The sequence below is a fragment of the Actinomadura vinacea genome (genome assembly GCF_039532545.1).
In the GTDB taxonomy this organism is placed as follows: domain Bacteria; phylum Actinomycetota; class Actinomycetes; order Streptosporangiales; family Streptosporangiaceae; genus Spirillospora; species Spirillospora vinacea.
In genome coordinates this window covers 295712-310112 of record NZ_BAAARW010000003.1, presented here as the reverse complement: position 1 = coordinate 310112, position 14401 = coordinate 295712, and the positions used below count along the sequence as shown (strand labels likewise).

The following is a 14401-nucleotide window of genomic DNA, read 5'->3' as shown; positions in this document are numbered from 1 at the left end:
TCGTCACCACTCGGTGGACATTCGCCGGTAGCTCGCATGGGGGACAAGCGCGCCGCGTCTCGACGGTGCGTGAGCGGCGGTACCGCTACGCTCTCCCCGTGATCGATCTCCGGCAGGTCCCGAACCTGTGGCGGCGATTGGACGTCACGCTCCGGGATCTCCCGCTCGCGCTGCTGCTCATCGTCGCGTCGTTCCTGCCGGTGCTCCGTGGCCACGAGACGCAGGTCGGCGACCTGCCGCCCCGCCCCTTCGACGCGCCGGCCGCCGTGGCGCTCGCCCTCATGTGCCTCCCGCTCGCCGTCCGCCGGCGGTGGCCGGCCGTTTGCCTGGCCCTGGTGACGCTCGGCTTCGTCCTCGCCGAGCTCGGCGGCTACCACCTGGTCGCGGGCACCGCGCTGCCCTGCGCGCTGCTGAGCTCGGGCGCCCATCTGGAACGTCACCGGCGCGCCGCCGCGATCGTCCTCTCCATGGCGTATGTGTCGCTGGCGGTCGCGCTCGCCCGCCTCGGCTCGACCGAGGGGCTGGACGGATTCGCGACCTTCTACGTGATGCTTGTGGTGACGTGGTGCATCGGGGCCTGGCTGCGCTCCACCCGGGCGGCCGAGGCCGAACGCCGCCGCCGCGTCGCCGAGGCCACCCGCACCGCCGAACGCACCCGCATCGCCCGCGAGCTCCACGACGTCGTGACCCACCACGTGACGGCGATGGTCGTGCAGGCCGAGGCGGCACGCTACCTGACCGCCGCCCCCGATCGCCTTGACACGACCCTGAGCGCCGTCAGCGACACCGGCCGACGGGCCATCACCGACCTGCGGCACCTGCTCGACCTGCTCAACCCCGACCACGACACCGCCGGCGAGCTTCACACGCTCGTGGAGCGGACGCGCCGGGCCGGGCAACCGGTGGAGTTCACCGAGGAGGGCGGTCCGGCGGCGTCGGCCGGCAGCGCCGAGTCCGTGACCTACCGGGTCGTGCAGGAGGCACTGACGAACGCCCTCAAGTACGCCCACGGCAGCCGCACCATGGTCCATGTGCGCTATGGCGAAGAGGAGGTCACCGTGGAGGTCAGCACCGACGGTTCCGGCTCGCGGACCGGCTCTCCCGGCGGGAGCGGGCGGGGCCTGGCCGGGCTCCGCGAGCGGGTCGACGCCCTGGACGGCGAGTTCAGCGCGGACCGGCGGGCGGACGGCGGCTTCGTCGTGCGGGCGCGCATCCCCGCGGGGAGCCCGTCGTGAGCGCGCCGGTCCGGGTCCTGGTCTGCGACGACCAGGCGCTGATCCGCACCGGATTCGCGACGATCATCGATGCGCAGCCCGACCTGGAGGTGGTGAGCGAGTGCGAGGACGGTCGCGCCGCGGTCGACCTCGCCCGCCGGCTGGACCCGGACATCGTGGTGATGGACGTACGGATGCCGGTGCTCGACGGCATCGAGGCGACCCGCCTGCTGGCCGGTGCCGGGGTGGCGCATCCCGTCAAGGTGCTCGTGGTGACGACGTTCAACCTGGACGAGTACGTGTACGAGGCGCTGCGCGCGGGGGCGAGCGGGTTCCTGCTCAAGGACGCCCCACCGGCGCAGTTGCTGCACGGCATCCGCACCGTCGCGGCGGGTGCCGCGCTGCTGGCACCCGAGGTGACGCGGCAGCTCGTCGGCAGGTACGCGGCGCGGATCCGTCCCGCCGAGGACACGCCGGACGACATCGCGCTGACCCCGCGCGAACTGGAGGTACTGCGCCTCATCGCCGACGGCCGGTCCAACAGCGAGATCGCCGCGACGTTGGTGATCAGCCAGGAGACCGTCAAGACCTACGTCTCGCGCATCCTCACCAAGCTCGACCTGCGCGACCGCGTGCAGGCGGTGGTCTACGCCTACCGCAGGGGCCTGGTGACCTGAGACACCGGCCAGCCCGGATTCAGGCAAACCGTGCGTGCCCGTTGCCGAGTACCGGGGCTTCTTCCAGGCCCCCTTTAGAGCCAGTCGCGTTCGCGTGCGTACCGCGCCGCTTCGTGCCGGGTCCGGGTCTGGGTCTTCTGCATCGCGTTGGAGAGGTAGTTGCGCACCGTCCCCTCCGCCAGGTGGAGCTGGGCGGCGATGTCGGCGACCGAGTAGCCTTCGCGGGTCTCCCGCAGCACGTCGACCTCGCGGTCGGTGAGCGGGCAGTCGTCGACGACGGCGAGCGCGGAGACATCCGGGTCGATCCACCGCTTGCCCTCGTGCAGGGTCTTGATGACCGACGTGATGTGCGCCGGTTCCGCGGACTTGCTCACGAAGCCCTGGACGCCGAGTTTCAGCGCCTTGCGGAGCACGCCGGGCCTGGCGTGGCGGGTCAGCATGAGGATCACCTGGTCCGGCCGCGCACGGCGGATCGCCGCCACCGCGCCGAGCCCGTCCAGACCGGGCATCTCCAGATCGATGACGAGCACGTCGGGCCGGTGCCGCAGCGTCGCCTCGACGGCCTCTTCACCGTCCTCCGCTTCGGCGAGCACGGTGATCTCGCCCTCGAGAGGGAGCAGCGCGGCCATCGCTTTGCGGAGGAGGGCCTCGTCGTCGGCGAGCACCACGGTGGTCATCGGCCCTCCCCCGTTTTGGACGGAAGGTTCGGGAATGCCGCGGTCGTCAGGAAACATCCGTCCTGATGCTCCACCGTCAACTCGCCTCCGCTGCCCGCCACCCGTTCCCTGAGGGTGGCAAGCCCTCTGAGTTCGGGAAGCGGAGCCTCCTGCACGCCGTCGTTGACGATGGCGATGCCCGACCTGGAAAGAGTGATCCGCACCTGCTCGGCCTGCGCATGCCGCAGGATGTTGGTCGTCGTCTCCCGGAGGACCTGGCCGAGCAGCTCGTTGGCGCGCGCGTCGACCTCGGCCTCCCGGTCGACGCGCACGCCGATGCCCGCGGCCTCGAAGAGGTTCTTCGCGTTCTCCAGCTCCGCGGAGAGGTTGAGCCGCCGCTGCGCGTAGGCGAGCTCCTTGGTCTGGGTGATGGTGTCGCCGACCAGTGCGTACACCTCCCGGAGCTCCTCCGCCGCCCGCTCGACGTCAGTGCGCACCAGCTTCTCGGCCAGCGCGGTCTTCAGCTTCACCACGTGCAGCGTGTGGCCCTGGATATCGTGCAGATCACTGGCGAACCGGACCCGCTCGCGGATGACGGCCAACTCCCCTTCGCGTTTCCGCGCTTCCTCCAGCTCCCCGACGAGGTCGTAGAACACCTGGCCGGCGAACATCGAGCCCGTCACCACCGCTGTGATGCCTGTCGGGAGGAGGACGAACTGGAACAAGACCTCGGGCACGTCCGGTGACACCAGCAGCCTCGTCGCGCCCGCCACGGCGACGAAGGCGATCAGCCCGACGGCGGCCACGCCGCGGTGGCGCGACAGCTTCGGGGCGTAGGTGGGGCCTACGACGGAGATGCCGTAGAACGCCGTGAAACCGTCCACCACCAACGCTCCGGCGAGCCACACCACCGCGCTGACGATCAGGCAGGGGAGTACGACGCGGGAGATGCCGCGCGACGTCCACCGCACAGCGGCCACCAGCGCCGCGACGACACCCAGGCTCAGGACGACGGCATGCCACCACGTCCGGGAATCGATCGTCACCAGCAGCGCCCCCACAGGGGGAATGACCACGACCATCGTGAAGACGTTCAGCCTGTGCAGCCGTCCCCACGGCCCCTCATCGTGCTCGGCGAGCACATGCGCCTCCCATCTCGGCCTCACCGCTGAGCCTTCAGGCTGAGCAGCGGGATCGCCAACGCGCTCCCCACGGTAAGGGCCACGCCCGTCCACATCAGCCACTGGTTGTCGTCCAACCATGACTGCATGCCATCAGGGAAGAGGCCGAGATCGAGGTAGTGGAGGAGGAACGCCACGCAGACCAGGAGGAAGACGGCCATGTTGGCCATCAGCAGTATGCGCAGCGGTCTGGTGTCCAATGTGGCTCTCCGGGATCGAACAGCGAGTTCGTCCTCCAGCATTCTTCGGGTCCCGTGACGCCACCAGTGACACTGCGTCATGGCTTCACCCGAAGAAACGTCATGGCGAAGTGGTGACGCAGTCCCACTGCCCTACGGCGGCGGCGACGGCTGGAATCAACGTCATGACCTCCACACCAGTCATCGACGTCGAACGCCTGAACCTCAAGTACGGCGACTTCCACGCCGTGAAGGACCTGTCCTTCCAGGTGCGGCACGGGGAGCTCTACGCGCTGCTCGGCACCAACGGGGCGGGTAAGACCTCGACCCTGGAGACCATCGAAGGCCACCGCGCCGCCACCTCGGGCACCGTGCGGGTCTTCGGGCAGAACCCGCGCGATCGCCGCGCCGTGCGTCCCAGGATGGGCGTCATGCTGCAGGAGAGCGGCTTCTCACCGGATCTGACGGTGCGGGAATCCGTCCGGCTGATCGGAAAACTCACCGGGCGCACGGACAAGGTCGAACGCGTGCTCGGCATCGTCGACCTCACCCATAAGGCCGGCACCAAGGTGTCCCAGCTGTCCGGCGGCGAGAAGCGCCGTCTGGACTTCGCCACCGCCGTGTACGGAACCCCTGAGCTGATCTTCCTGGACGAGCCCACCACCGGCTTGGACATCCAGTCCCGGGACGATCTCTGGAACGCCGTGGACAAGATGCGCGAAGACGGATCCACCATCGTCCTCACCACGCACTACCTGGAAGAGGCGCAGCAGCGCGCCGACCGCATCGGGCTCATGCACCAGGGCACCTTCCACCGGGAAGGGACCGTCTCCGAACTGACGCGGACCCTCCCGTCCACCATCCGCTTCTTCCTTCCGGACTCCGCACCGGAGCTGCCTCTGCGGGCCACGCTCGACAGCGACGGGAAGCTCCGCATCGAGACCTCCGACCTGCCCAAGGACCTGTACATCCTGCTCCACTGGGCGCACCACAACGGCGTGGAGCCGCAGGAACTCGAAGCCGGCCCGACCCGGCTCGACGACGTCTTCCGCTCCATCGGCAGCGAGTGAAGAACCCCCCGGCAGAAAGGACCTTCCCAATGCTTCCGATCGCGCTCAGCGAGCTGCTCCAGATCTTCCGGAACCGGCTGGTCCTGGTCACCAGTCTCATCATGCCCGTGGTGGTCAGCGCGTTTTTCATCCGCCAGCACGAAGCCTTCGCGAAGCTGGGCAGCCTCGGATACATCGCGGCGATCCTGGTGTTCACCGTGGGGGCGTTCAGCCTCTACACCTCCACGGTGACCACGCTGGCCTCCCGCCGGCAGAACCTCTTCCTCAAGAGGCTGCGCTCCACCGCGGCGAGCGACACCGGCATTCTCTCCGGACTGCTGCTCCCGGTCACCGTCATCGCGCTGGTCCAGGTGACCGTGCTCCTGGCCGTACTGGCCGCGGTCGCCGACGAGCCGGCCAACGTCCTCCTCCTGACAGCCGCCGTCCTCTCGACAGTGATCATGATGCTCGGCCTGGGACTGGCCACGGCCGGGCTGACGAACTCCCCCGAGCACGCCCAGGTGACCACGCTGCCCGTCAGCCTCGGCACCATCGCCGTGGCCAGCTGGGTGGGGATCAGCGGCACCGAAGAACTCACCCTGCTCAAGCGGCTGCTCCCCGGCGGCTCGGCCACCGAACTCGTCGTCGACGCCTGGAACGGCGGCGTCCCGGTGGCGGACTCCCTGATCCTGCTCGCCCCCACGCTGAGCTGGGTCATCGTCGCCATCGCGCTGGCGTCCAAGCTCTTCCGCTGGGAACCGCGCCGCTGACGACATCCGCACAGCACCTGGGAGGACGGAAAGACCATGACCGACCACAACCGCATCAACGAGACCGCACTGCTCGACCAGCTGGGCGGCCCATCCGGGCTGGTGTACACCGCGGTGCCGGTCGCGGCGTTCGTCGCGGCCAACGCCTTCCTCGGCCTGCCGGTCGCGATCGGGATCGCGATCGCCGCCGCCCTCGTGGCACGTCAGGAACTCCCTCACTGGCACCACCAGCGGTTTTCTGGGTAGTGACGGGGTTCGCGGGCGGCCCGCCCGCCTGACCGACGAGGGAGACATGATGGAGATCTTGAAGCGGCCACCGACCATGAAGCTGCCCGAGCAGTGGTTCACCGGCGATGCCTGGGCGGATGTGATCTACCGGGGCGAGCGGTTGGAGCACGTCACCGACGCCGAGTACGCCGGCCCGCGCGTCAGCACCCGCGGCCTTCCCTGATCGGGCCGGCTCGATCATCCGCACGGTGGCCGCCTGCGTGTGCGGCTGGGACTACCGCGGCTGGTGAGGTCAGCGCGGCGAGGCCTCGGAGCCCCTGGTCAGGGGTGCTGATCTACCCAGAAGCGTCGTCCATTTCGAAAGAGCCGAAAATGTGCGCGACCTGGTCGGAGACTCGCGCAAATCGGGGTCCTCCCGTCGCTTTCTCTCTGCTTGGGCGTCCACACAGGTTTCAGTATTGCCGACCACCACGACTAACGAAATACTCGTTGGCGGGATCAGGCGTGCGCGGCCGGCGAAGGATTGGCACGCGTCGTTTTCACCCGCGGCGAAGAGCAAGGTTGTACTGGAGGTCGTCCATGATCAGTGATGATCAGTATGTCGTGCGTCCGATCGGATGGGTCGAGTCTTCGCTGACCGATCCCGAGACGGCCCCGAGGCAGGGTGACGAGCAGGGCGCCCCCGATGCCTGGCTGGTGTTCGAGGAGGGTGTGCGCGAAGGCCTGCGCGACCTCCGGGCCGGCACCGACGTGATCCTTTTGACCTGGCTCGATCGGGCGCGCCGGGACGTGCTGACGGTTCATCCCCGGACGTTGCCGGCGACGGGGGTGTTCAACACCCGGCGTCCCGATCGGCCGAACCCGGTGGGGCTGCACCGGGTGCCGATCGTGTCGATCGAGGGCACGAGGATGCTGGTGCGAAACCTGGAGGTGCTGGACGGAACGCCGATCGTGGACGTGAAGCCCGTCCGCGACCACAACGGCACCACCGAGCGCTGACTCCGCCGAGGTCACTCGTCTGGTACGGCGACGGCCAGGTAGTCCTTGGCGGCGGCGGCCAATTTCCGGGTCGCGCGGCTGCACCGCTTCTTGACCGCGTCAGGGCTCAGCCCGGTTTCGGCGGCGATCCGCTGCAGGTCGCCGATGTGTTTCCAGGAGTGCCGCCGGCCGTCGGCCTCATCGCCGTATCGGGCGACGAGAAGATCGGCGTCCTGTGCACTGATGACCCGCCGGGCCACCGCCCACGTGAGCAGGTGCGCCAGCTCTTCACTGGCGTTGACCTTGGACCTTCGCAAGGGCTCGACGGTGTCGGATGGAAGCTCCCTGACCTGCGCGAGGACCTCCTTGCGCATCGCGTGATGCGCCCCCCACGCCAGGTGGGGAGGCACATGATGGGTGACCCGCGGCGGGAAGGTGCGGATCACGTTGTACATGCACCACACGGCGAGTTGTTCGCGTTCGTCGCTATCGGGCAGCAGCCAGGCATGGGCGCGGGCTATCCGCGCGGTCTTGGGAAGCATTAGTTGCAGTACCACGCGGGCGGCGATCGCCGCGTCGGGGCAGGTCGAACTCGCGCGCCGCACCAGCGCGGCCAAAAGGGAATCGATTCGAGCGTCGACCGGCCCCGCCTTTGCCCGCTCGATCAGTGTGAGGCTCGACAACCCCGCCAGCGCGGGCTCGTCTCGGGCCCAGGACGCGACGATGCCGTTGATGTCCGGGGCGTTGCGCAGTTCTGCCCATTCCAGGTTCAGCTTCGCGAAGACGCTGCCGCCGGTGCGGCCCTGACGCCGCCCCTGGCCGGATACTGCCATGGCGTCCACCGTGAACTCCTTAAGGATAAGAAGCCGACGGACGTCACAGTGCAGGGGCCACCTTGCCCAGATCCTTGCCCAGACCCTTGCCCACGTATAACGATTCGGCAACGAGGTCGGCTGAGTCGGGCGGGTCCGAGAGCGGTTTCACACCGGTTGACAAGAAGGCGCCTGATACGACCTAAATAGAAACCGCACCTCCGGTCGGTGACTCGACACGATATCGCTCTTCCCGGGGAGGAGTCGATGGATAAATCCACTTCCGCAGTTCGGGTGATGGCGATAGTGCGCACCTATCTGCCCTACCAGAACGCCGGCGCCGAATGGATGCTGCACACCATGCTGCGAGCGCTCGCCGATCGCGGGTGCACGGTGCAGGTGCTGCTGGAACGCGTGCGGCCGGGAATGACGGCCGGCCATGAGATGCACGGCGTCGCCATACTTCCCAGGCGCGGTGAGGATGATTTCCTGGACATCTTCCGCGATCCGGTCCGCCGTCCGGATGTCATCGTCACGCAGCAGCCCGCCACCGGGCCGGCGACGTCGCTGGGGGAACGGTTCGGCGTGCCGGTGGTGCAGATCGTGCATAGCGCGAGCCCGGACAGCATCACATGCTGCGACAGGGCCGCACTCGTGGTGGTCAATGCCGAGTGGATCGGCGACGCGATCGGCCTGCGCGATCCACTGGTGATCCACCCGCCGGTGCCGGCCGCCGACTACGCCACCATTCCCGGCGAGTGCGTGACTCTGATCAATTTGAAGCTCACGAAGGGTGCGCAGGTCTTCTACCAGCTCGCCGAGCGCTTTCCGGACCAGCGGTTCCTCGGTGTCCGCGGCGGCTACGGCGCCCAGGTCATCCGCGCCGACCTGCCGAACGTGGAGATCATCGATACCGTTCCGGGCGACCGGATGCGCGATGCCGTGTACGCCCGTTCGCGGATTCTCCTCGTGCCCAGCCTCTACGAGTCGTACGGACGGGTCGGCGTCGAGGCCATGTGCTCGGGCATCCCGGTCATCGCCAACCCCACCCCCGGCCTGCGGGAGTCCCTGGGCGACGCCGGGGTGTTCCGCGACATCGACGACCTCGACTCATGGGCGGAGGCCCTTGCCGGGCTGCTGGCGCCCGAGGGCTGGCACGAGGCCTCCCGCCGGGCCGTCCGGCGTGCCCGTGACCTCGATCCGGCCGCCGACCTCGAACGGTGGTGCGCGGCGATCCGCTCGCTCGCGGAGCGCTGAGCGTCCCTAACTCCTCCCCTGGAGCGTGGGGTTCGACTCCGTCTTCAAGTCGAGCATCCGCTTGGCGCCCTCATGCTTGATCAGCTCGCTCCGGACGACGATCTCCAGGTCGTGGAAGAAACGCTCCCGGTCGTCGTTCACAAGGACGTAGTCGTACACCCAGGCCCAGGTGAGCTGGTCGGTGCGGATGCGCAGCCGCTGGGCGGCCTCGCTGCCCTGGCCCCGCAGCTGCAGCCGGTGGTGCAGCTCCTCCTCGGAGGAGGTGGTGACGAAGATCCCGATCACGCGGCGCTGCGATGCGGTCCGTACCCGGACCAGGCCGCTGGGGTCCAGTTCGGTCAGCAGGGCGTCGGGGTCGTCCGCGGCCAGCAGGCGCTTCGGCGAGCCGTAGTAGCTGGCCGCATAGGTGCGGGTGTACTCGAAGATCACACCTTCGTCGTGCAGCTTGAAGAACTCGTCCTCGACCACGAAGTTGTAGTCGACCCCGCGCGTCTCGTGCTCGCGCGGCTCGCGTGTCGTGTAGGTCGGGACGCGTCGCAGGAGGGAGCGCTCCGTGAGGAAGCGCAGGGCCGTCCCCTTCCCGGCCCCGCTGGGTCCGGAGATGACGAACAGCAGCGGCCGCGCATCCAGGTGTGTCATTCCATCGCTCCCTCGGTCTGTGCCCTACGACGCCCCGGCAGGTACCCGCCCCGTCGGACGACGGTCATCGCGCGAGGTCAGCGGGAGTGCACCGACCGGTCTCAGCGGTCAGACCAAGGGTATCGGGAGAATCGCATGAGGATGCTGGCGACGTCCGTTCCCGGGAGGCGAACGGGGATTATCACGGGCTCCCATCGGGCGCCCAGCCCGATCCTCCTGCCGCCGCATCCGACTCGTACTTCTCTATCTGGGCGATGGTCAGGTCGAACATGTCAGGCGCGGACCGTTCGTAGTACGCGCGATACCAATCGGCCGTCATCTGCAGGCATCGTTCGACGGACCAGACGGATTCCCACCCCAGTACCGACCCCGCTTTACTCGAATCCAAGCGGAGGATCGACGCCTCGGGGAAGGCTTGCGGATCGCTTCCGAAGGTGATCGGCCCGGAACTTCGCCCCCACTCCCGCACGAACCGCTCGGCGACCGTCCGGACAGTTTGCGATTGTGCTGCCCGCGGCCCGAAATTCCAGGACGTCGACGCGCACGGATCGCCCTGGAGAAGCCGGGCGCCCACCATCAGATAACCGCTGAGCGGTTCCAGTACGTGCAGCCATGGACGAGTCGCGTCCGATCTACGCAACCGCAGTTCCCGTCCGCTCACCAACGCCCGCACGATGTCCGGGATCAGCCGGTCCGGCGACCAGTCGCCGCCTCCGATGACGTTGCCCGCCCGGGCCGAGGCGATGCCCATAGGGCCGCCACGGGCGTCCCGGTGATCGACGGTGCGCCGGTATGCGGAGACGGCGAGCTCGGCCGCCGCCTTACTGCCGCCGTAGGGGTCGTCGCCACCCAGCGGGTCGATTTCCCGATAGCCCCATGACCAACCGTTGTTCGCGTAGCACTTGTCGGTGGTTATGAACAGAGCACCGCGGACCGAATCGGATCGAGCGCATGCCTCGAGCACGTTCACCGTGCCCATCACGTTGGTCTCGAAGGTCTCCACGGGGTTCGCGAAACCGATCCCGACGATCGCCTGCGCGGCCAGGTGGAACACGAGTTCCGGCTCGGTCGCGCGGATCGCCGCCGCGACGCTCGCGGCATCGCGCACGTCCCCGTCGATATGGCGGATCCGATCGGCGAGCCGGTGCGCGTCGTAGCCGTTCGGTTCGGTCAACGGCCCGTTACTGAAGCCGATGACGGTGGCGCCCTCCTTCACCAGCCAGCTCGCCAGCCAGGACCCCTTGAAACCGGTGTCTCCGGTGACGAATACGCGTCGTCCCCGGTACGCCCCTTGGAACGACACCACCGCTTCCTTCACACGGACTCGTGCAGTTCTGGCCCGGCAGCGCGCCAAGGCGCCCGATCCGCAAGACACGCGTCGTTGAGCTCGCCGAAGTCCTGCTCGGTGTCCGCCGCCTTGAAATAACCATCATGCGGATAGGCGTAGAGTTGGCCGGCCGCCGCCATACGCGGCAGTATCTCTTGTTCCAGACTTCGTTCGCTGAAATACGGCCACGCCGCCGATTCGAAAACCAGGAAACCGGCATTGATGCGCACCACCGGTTTCTCCACGAAGTGCCGCACCATATGACCGCCACCGGTCTCCACGGTTCCGAACTGCGACTTCAGCGGCACCGTCGTCATCGTCGCGGCCCCGGGATGCCCGCGGTGGAACGCGAGCAGCCGCTCGACGGAGACGTCGGCCAACCCGTCCCCATACGTCAGGATGAACGGGCGGCCGCTCAGCAGTTGCTCGCATTGCAGGACGCGAGCGCCGGTGGGGTCATCGGGCAGCCCCAGCACGACGTCGATCCGCCAGTCCCGCCGCTTCGACTCGATCTCCGCGAACTCGGCGAGATGACCTCCCAGGTAACCGGCGCAGAGCACGAACTCCCGCAGGCCCTGGGCGGCGAAGATCTCCATGAGATGGGCGAGAAGCGGCTTCCCCGCGACCGGAAGCAGTGCCTTCGGCCGTTCCTCGGTCAGCGGCCATGCCCGTCGCCCCCGCCCACCGCACAGCAGAACCACCTTCATCACGGCCTCACGCCGTGCAGAGCCCCCAGCGGGAGGTCCTTCTCCGCCTCCTCCTCGACCCGCTGGGAGAAGGCCCGCCATCGCCGCACCTCGGAGCTCCGCCCGGCAAGCTCGCAGAACCTCGCCATGGCCAGGTCGAACCGATCCACTCCGGACACGAAGGAGACGGCGAAATCGTGGGGGTTGACCCAATCCGTCTGGCGGTAGATCAGCGGGTTGCCGAGCCAGGGATTGAGCCGGAGAGCCGCCTCCAGGTGTTCCACCACCGCGTAGGGATCCCGCTCGCCGATCAGGTGGGCGACGTTCAGACGCATGTCCGCGGACTTCGGCCACAGCGCCAGCGACTCCTCGCACAGCCGCAACGCTTCCGCGCGGTCGCCCCGTCGCACCGCGACCTCGGCCAGGACCGCCAGGAAGCACACCTTCGACCGGGCCTGGACGCAGGACTCGATCCCCTTCCTGGCCGTCTCGCAGGCGCCCTGCACGTCGCCTTCCCGCAGCGACAGATACGCCAGGCCCAGTTCCACTCTGGACGGCATGAAAAGACCGGACCGAAGCGATTCCTCCAGGGCCGCCCGAGCCTTGTCGTACCAGCCCAGCGCGATGTATTCCACGCCCAGATGAAACAGCGCCTTCGGATCGTCCGGATCCTTCTCCAGGATCCCCAGCAGATACGACTCGTTCCGCTGCCGCTTCTCAGCCGTCTTCGGCAGCAGTCCGTCCAGATGGTGGATCGGCGCATACAGGTGAACGAGTTCCCCGACCCGTTCCGCTGCGGCCCGCACCGAGGCGTGAAACGAGCCCTCGTACCGGATCCGGGGATCGTTCCGCACCAGCCTGGGAAGAGTCTGCGTGCTCGCCCATCTGGCCGAACCGAAGTAGTCGAGACGGGGCAGGATGTACCCCGAGACATGGTCGGGAGCCTGGGCCACGGCCGCTCTGACGGCGGCCCCGTCGATCAGCCGCTCGTCGGCGTCCAGCAGGCATATCCAGGTGCCCGTCGCGGCGTCGAGCCCCATATTGCGCACCTGCTCCCATTCGAAGCGGGTGTTCGGCTCGACCTTCGCGCCGAGCGAGCGCGCCGCCCGCGCCGAGTCGTCCGAGGACTTGTTGTCGACGAAGATCACCTCGTCGCAGAACCGGGAGAGGTCGGCCACGCATCCGCGCAGCAGGTCGGCCTCGTCCTTGGCGACCACGCAGCCGGTTATGGTCGGGGTCGTCATCGGCCTCGCCCGCTCTCCTCCCGGAGGGGATCGTTCAACAGCCATCCGCTCCTCCCCGCCGCGAGGTCGATCTCCGGTGTCACCGGCCGGCCGCGCGACGCCGACCGCATCGCGTAGTAGGCACTGGCGACGATCTTGATCGGCAGCTCGTGGCCGGCCAGCGCCGCGCGCCGGTCGTCCTCAGCGAGGAAGTCGGTCAGCAGCTCCTCGCGGGCCGACTCGAACTGGCCCAGGTAGTCGCGGTCCCGATTGCCCTTGCGGGCGATGTCGTCGGTGACGTCGAACCTCTCGAACGGCGCCCCCCCGACCAGGGCCGAATTGCGGTAGAAGTGCACGTCGATGTGATCGAAGTCGCCCGGGAGCGGAGGGCGGTTCCGGGCCTCGGACGCGATATGGGTCGACTGGTAGGTGTGGAGCTGGACGTTGAGAAGATGGCCCACCTGGACCGTCAGCCGCTCATGCCGCACCCGTCCGTTTCCCCGGTAGGTGTCGGCCGGCAATTGGAACCAGGACCGGCGTGAGAACGACGTCTGCAGCAGGTTCAGGGAAACCGTGGTCATGACGGCGTCACCGCGCCGGAACTGGCCGAGCATGAAGACGTCGGTCTCGCCGAACTCCCGCAGTTCCGCCATGGATTCGGGGCTGAAGTACGGGGCGACGGAATCGCCGGCACCGAAGAAGGTCTCGTAATGCCGCCGTCCCACCTGCGAAAGGAAGTCGTAGGGGCGCTGCCGGCGCGTGCAGATCTCCAGCCGGTCCGGGGCGGTCGGGGGAAGCTCGTCATTCAGCGAGGTCAGCCAGGTGACGGTATCGATCAGATGGTAACCGGAGTGCATGATCTTGCCGTAGCCGTACTTGTACGGATGGTTCTCGCGCCCGAAGAACTCCTCCGGCATGTTCCACATGCCGTCCGCGTGGTAGACGTCCACATAGGTGATGGGAACCCCGAAGGTGTGCAGGAAGTCCCGGAGATAGTCCCGTACCGTCTGGTAGCCCAGGTGGGCGCGCCGCTGGGTCTGCACCAGGCAGTTCGCGCCCGATCGCCGCGCCGCGTCCCGCAGGTCGTAGAAGTCGTCCACCAGCCCGAGCGCCGATTCCGGCGATGCGGCACGGAGGTCGAAGGCGGTGACCGGCTTGTCCAATAGCGTGTGCAGGCCTCGTTCCAAGGCCCACTCGGTGTACATTTTGCGCGCCCGGGGCTCGCAGGCGATCAGCAGGCCCCACAGATTCGGCGCGCCCGCCGACTCGACGGCGTCCAGGAAGTCGGGATGCAGCCCGGCCCCGTCCCGATTGCCGTCCGGCAGATAGACGACGGCCTTGGGCTGAAGGCTGCGGCCGGCCAGGTAGTCCTCCACGACCCGGCGCTGGTCGGAGAGCTCGACGACCAGCGACAGCTCGATGTCATATCGCTCCGAGGCCCGCTCCAGCATCGGATAGTAGATCCGCCGGGCGTGCGGACCGAGCCCGACGAGAACTATGCGGCGCAATGGCCTGGTCACGAAAA

The 14401-nt window shown here is 68.1% G+C and carries 17 protein-coding genes; 8 read left to right on the top strand and 9 right to left on the bottom strand.

The features are described 5' to 3' along the window. Positions 1-98: 98 nt before the first annotated feature. Positions 99-1235 (top strand): sensor histidine kinase, encoded by a 1137-nt coding sequence (locus ABD340_RS05720; RefSeq protein ID WP_344587428.1) that lies wholly within the window; start codon positions 99-101, stop codon positions 1233-1235. Next, positions 1232-1891, top strand: a complete 660-nt coding sequence (locus ABD340_RS05715) for a response regulator (RefSeq protein WP_344587427.1) — start codon at positions 1232-1234, stop codon at positions 1889-1891. The genes ABD340_RS05720 and ABD340_RS05715 overlap by 4 nt, the downstream gene beginning before the upstream one ends. 74 nt (positions 1892-1965) lie before the next feature. Here ABD340_RS05715 and ABD340_RS05710 read toward each other — a convergent pair whose 3' ends face one another. Genes ABD340_RS05710 through ABD340_RS05700 form a run of 3 tightly spaced genes read right to left on the bottom strand, consistent with a single transcriptional unit; the run spans position 1966 to position 3928 of the window. Beyond that, a complete protein-coding gene (locus ABD340_RS05710) occupies positions 1966-2568 on the bottom strand; it encodes a response regulator transcription factor (protein ID WP_344587426.1) in 603 nt (200 codons plus the stop codon). Further along, complete coding sequence (locus tag ABD340_RS05705; RefSeq protein ID WP_344587425.1) at positions 2565-3713, bottom strand: sensor histidine kinase; 1149 nt, start codon at positions 3711-3713, stop codon at positions 2565-2567. Before ABD340_RS05705 ends, ABD340_RS05710 begins: the two co-directional genes overlap by 4 nt. Beyond that, positions 3710-3928, bottom strand: a complete 219-nt coding sequence (locus ABD340_RS05700) for a hypothetical protein (RefSeq protein WP_344587424.1) — start codon at positions 3926-3928, stop codon at positions 3710-3712. Before ABD340_RS05700 ends, ABD340_RS05705 begins: the two co-directional genes overlap by 4 nt. Before the next feature lie 164 nt (positions 3929-4092). Here ABD340_RS05700 and ABD340_RS05695 point away from each other — a divergent pair, with 164 nt between their 5' ends. The 5 genes from ABD340_RS05695 (at position 4093) to tsaA (ending at position 6953) form a co-directional block, all read left to right on the top strand. Further along, on the top strand, positions 4093-4977 hold the full coding sequence (locus ABD340_RS05695; protein WP_344587423.1) for an ABC transporter ATP-binding protein: 885 nt from the start codon (positions 4093-4095) through the stop codon (positions 4975-4977). A gap of 29 nt (positions 4978-5006) precedes the next feature. Then, a complete protein-coding gene (locus tag ABD340_RS05690) occupies positions 5007-5726 on the top strand; it encodes an ABC transporter permease (RefSeq protein WP_344587422.1) in 720 nt (239 codons plus the stop codon). 36 nt (positions 5727-5762) lie between these two features. Further along, complete coding sequence (locus tag ABD340_RS05685; protein ID WP_344587421.1) at positions 5763-5972, top strand: hypothetical protein; 210 nt, start codon at positions 5763-5765, stop codon at positions 5970-5972. A 46-nt stretch (positions 5973-6018) separates the two neighbouring features. Further along, a complete protein-coding gene (locus ABD340_RS05680) occupies positions 6019-6177 on the top strand; it encodes a hypothetical protein (RefSeq protein WP_344587420.1) in 159 nt (52 codons plus the stop codon). A gap of 356 nt (positions 6178-6533) precedes the next feature. After that, a complete protein-coding gene (gene tsaA, locus ABD340_RS05675; RefSeq protein WP_344587419.1) occupies positions 6534-6953 on the top strand; it encodes a tRNA (N6-threonylcarbamoyladenosine(37)-N6)-methyltransferase TrmO in 420 nt (139 codons plus the stop codon). 11 nt (positions 6954-6964) lie between these two features. On the opposite strand, the gene ABD340_RS05670 is transcribed toward tsaA, so the two are convergent. After that, positions 6965-7774 carry a hypothetical protein gene (locus ABD340_RS05670; protein ID WP_344587418.1) on the bottom strand — a complete coding sequence of 270 codons (810 nt, stop codon included), beginning with the start codon at positions 7772-7774 and terminating at the stop codon, positions 6965-6967. A 198-nt stretch (positions 7775-7972) separates the two neighbouring features. Here ABD340_RS05670 and ABD340_RS05665 point away from each other — a divergent pair, with 198 nt between their 5' ends. Beyond that, positions 7973-9001 (top strand): glycosyltransferase family 4 protein, encoded by a 1029-nt coding sequence (locus tag ABD340_RS05665; RefSeq protein WP_344587417.1) that lies wholly within the window; start codon positions 7973-7975, stop codon positions 8999-9001. Positions 9002-9007: 6 nt separating this feature from the next. On the opposite strand, the gene ABD340_RS05660 is transcribed toward ABD340_RS05665, so the two are convergent. The 5 genes from ABD340_RS05660 to ABD340_RS05640 all read right to left on the bottom strand — a co-directional run bounded on the left by ABD340_RS05660 (position 9008) and on the right by ABD340_RS05640 (position 14396). Further along, positions 9008-9640 (bottom strand): guanylate kinase, encoded by a 633-nt coding sequence (locus tag ABD340_RS05660; RefSeq protein ID WP_344587416.1) that lies wholly within the window; start codon positions 9638-9640, stop codon positions 9008-9010. A 181-nt stretch (positions 9641-9821) separates the two neighbouring features. Beyond that, a complete protein-coding gene (rfbG, locus tag ABD340_RS05655; protein ID WP_344587415.1) occupies positions 9822-10958 on the bottom strand; it encodes a CDP-glucose 4,6-dehydratase in 1137 nt (378 codons plus the stop codon). Then, on the bottom strand, positions 10955-11674 hold the full coding sequence (locus ABD340_RS05650) for a nucleotidyltransferase family protein (RefSeq protein WP_344587414.1): 720 nt from the start codon (positions 11672-11674) through the stop codon (positions 10955-10957). Before ABD340_RS05650 ends, rfbG begins: the two co-directional genes overlap by 4 nt. Next, a complete protein-coding gene (locus ABD340_RS05645) occupies positions 11674-12897 on the bottom strand; it encodes a tetratricopeptide repeat-containing glycosyltransferase (RefSeq protein WP_344587413.1) in 1224 nt (407 codons plus the stop codon). Before ABD340_RS05645 ends, ABD340_RS05650 begins: the two co-directional genes overlap by 1 nt. Continuing rightward, a complete protein-coding gene (locus tag ABD340_RS05640; protein ID WP_344587412.1) occupies positions 12894-14396 on the bottom strand; it encodes a Gfo/Idh/MocA family oxidoreductase in 1503 nt (500 codons plus the stop codon). Before ABD340_RS05640 ends, ABD340_RS05645 begins: the two co-directional genes overlap by 4 nt. Between the last annotated feature and the right edge of the window lie 5 nt (positions 14397-14401).

Excerpts from the sequence above, each read along its gene's own strand:
- ABD340_RS05645 (WP_344587413.1), bottom strand. The coding sequence starts at position 12,897 with ATGACGACCCCGACCATAACCGGCTGCGTGGTCGCCAAGGACGAGGCC.
- ABD340_RS05650 (WP_344587414.1), bottom strand. The coding sequence starts at position 11,674 with ATGAAGGTGGTTCTGCTGTGCGGTGGGCGGGGGCGACGGGCATGGCCG.
- ABD340_RS05660 (WP_344587416.1), bottom strand. The coding sequence starts at position 9,640 with ATGACACACCTGGATGCGCGGCCGCTGCTGTTCGTCATCTCCGGACCC.
- ABD340_RS05695 (WP_344587423.1), top strand. The coding sequence starts at position 4,093 with ATGACCTCCACACCAGTCATCGACGTCGAACGCCTGAACCTCAAGTAC.
- ABD340_RS05690 (WP_344587422.1), top strand. The coding sequence starts at position 5,007 with ATGCTTCCGATCGCGCTCAGCGAGCTGCTCCAGATCTTCCGGAACCGG.
- ABD340_RS05680 (WP_344587420.1), top strand. The coding sequence starts at position 6,019 with ATGATGGAGATCTTGAAGCGGCCACCGACCATGAAGCTGCCCGAGCAG.
- ABD340_RS05710 (WP_344587426.1), bottom strand. The coding sequence starts at position 2,568 with ATGACCACCGTGGTGCTCGCCGACGACGAGGCCCTCCTCCGCAAAGCG.
- tsaA (WP_344587419.1), top strand. The coding sequence starts at position 6,534 with ATGATCAGTGATGATCAGTATGTCGTGCGTCCGATCGGATGGGTCGAG.
- ABD340_RS05685 (WP_344587421.1), top strand. The coding sequence starts at position 5,763 with ATGACCGACCACAACCGCATCAACGAGACCGCACTGCTCGACCAGCTG.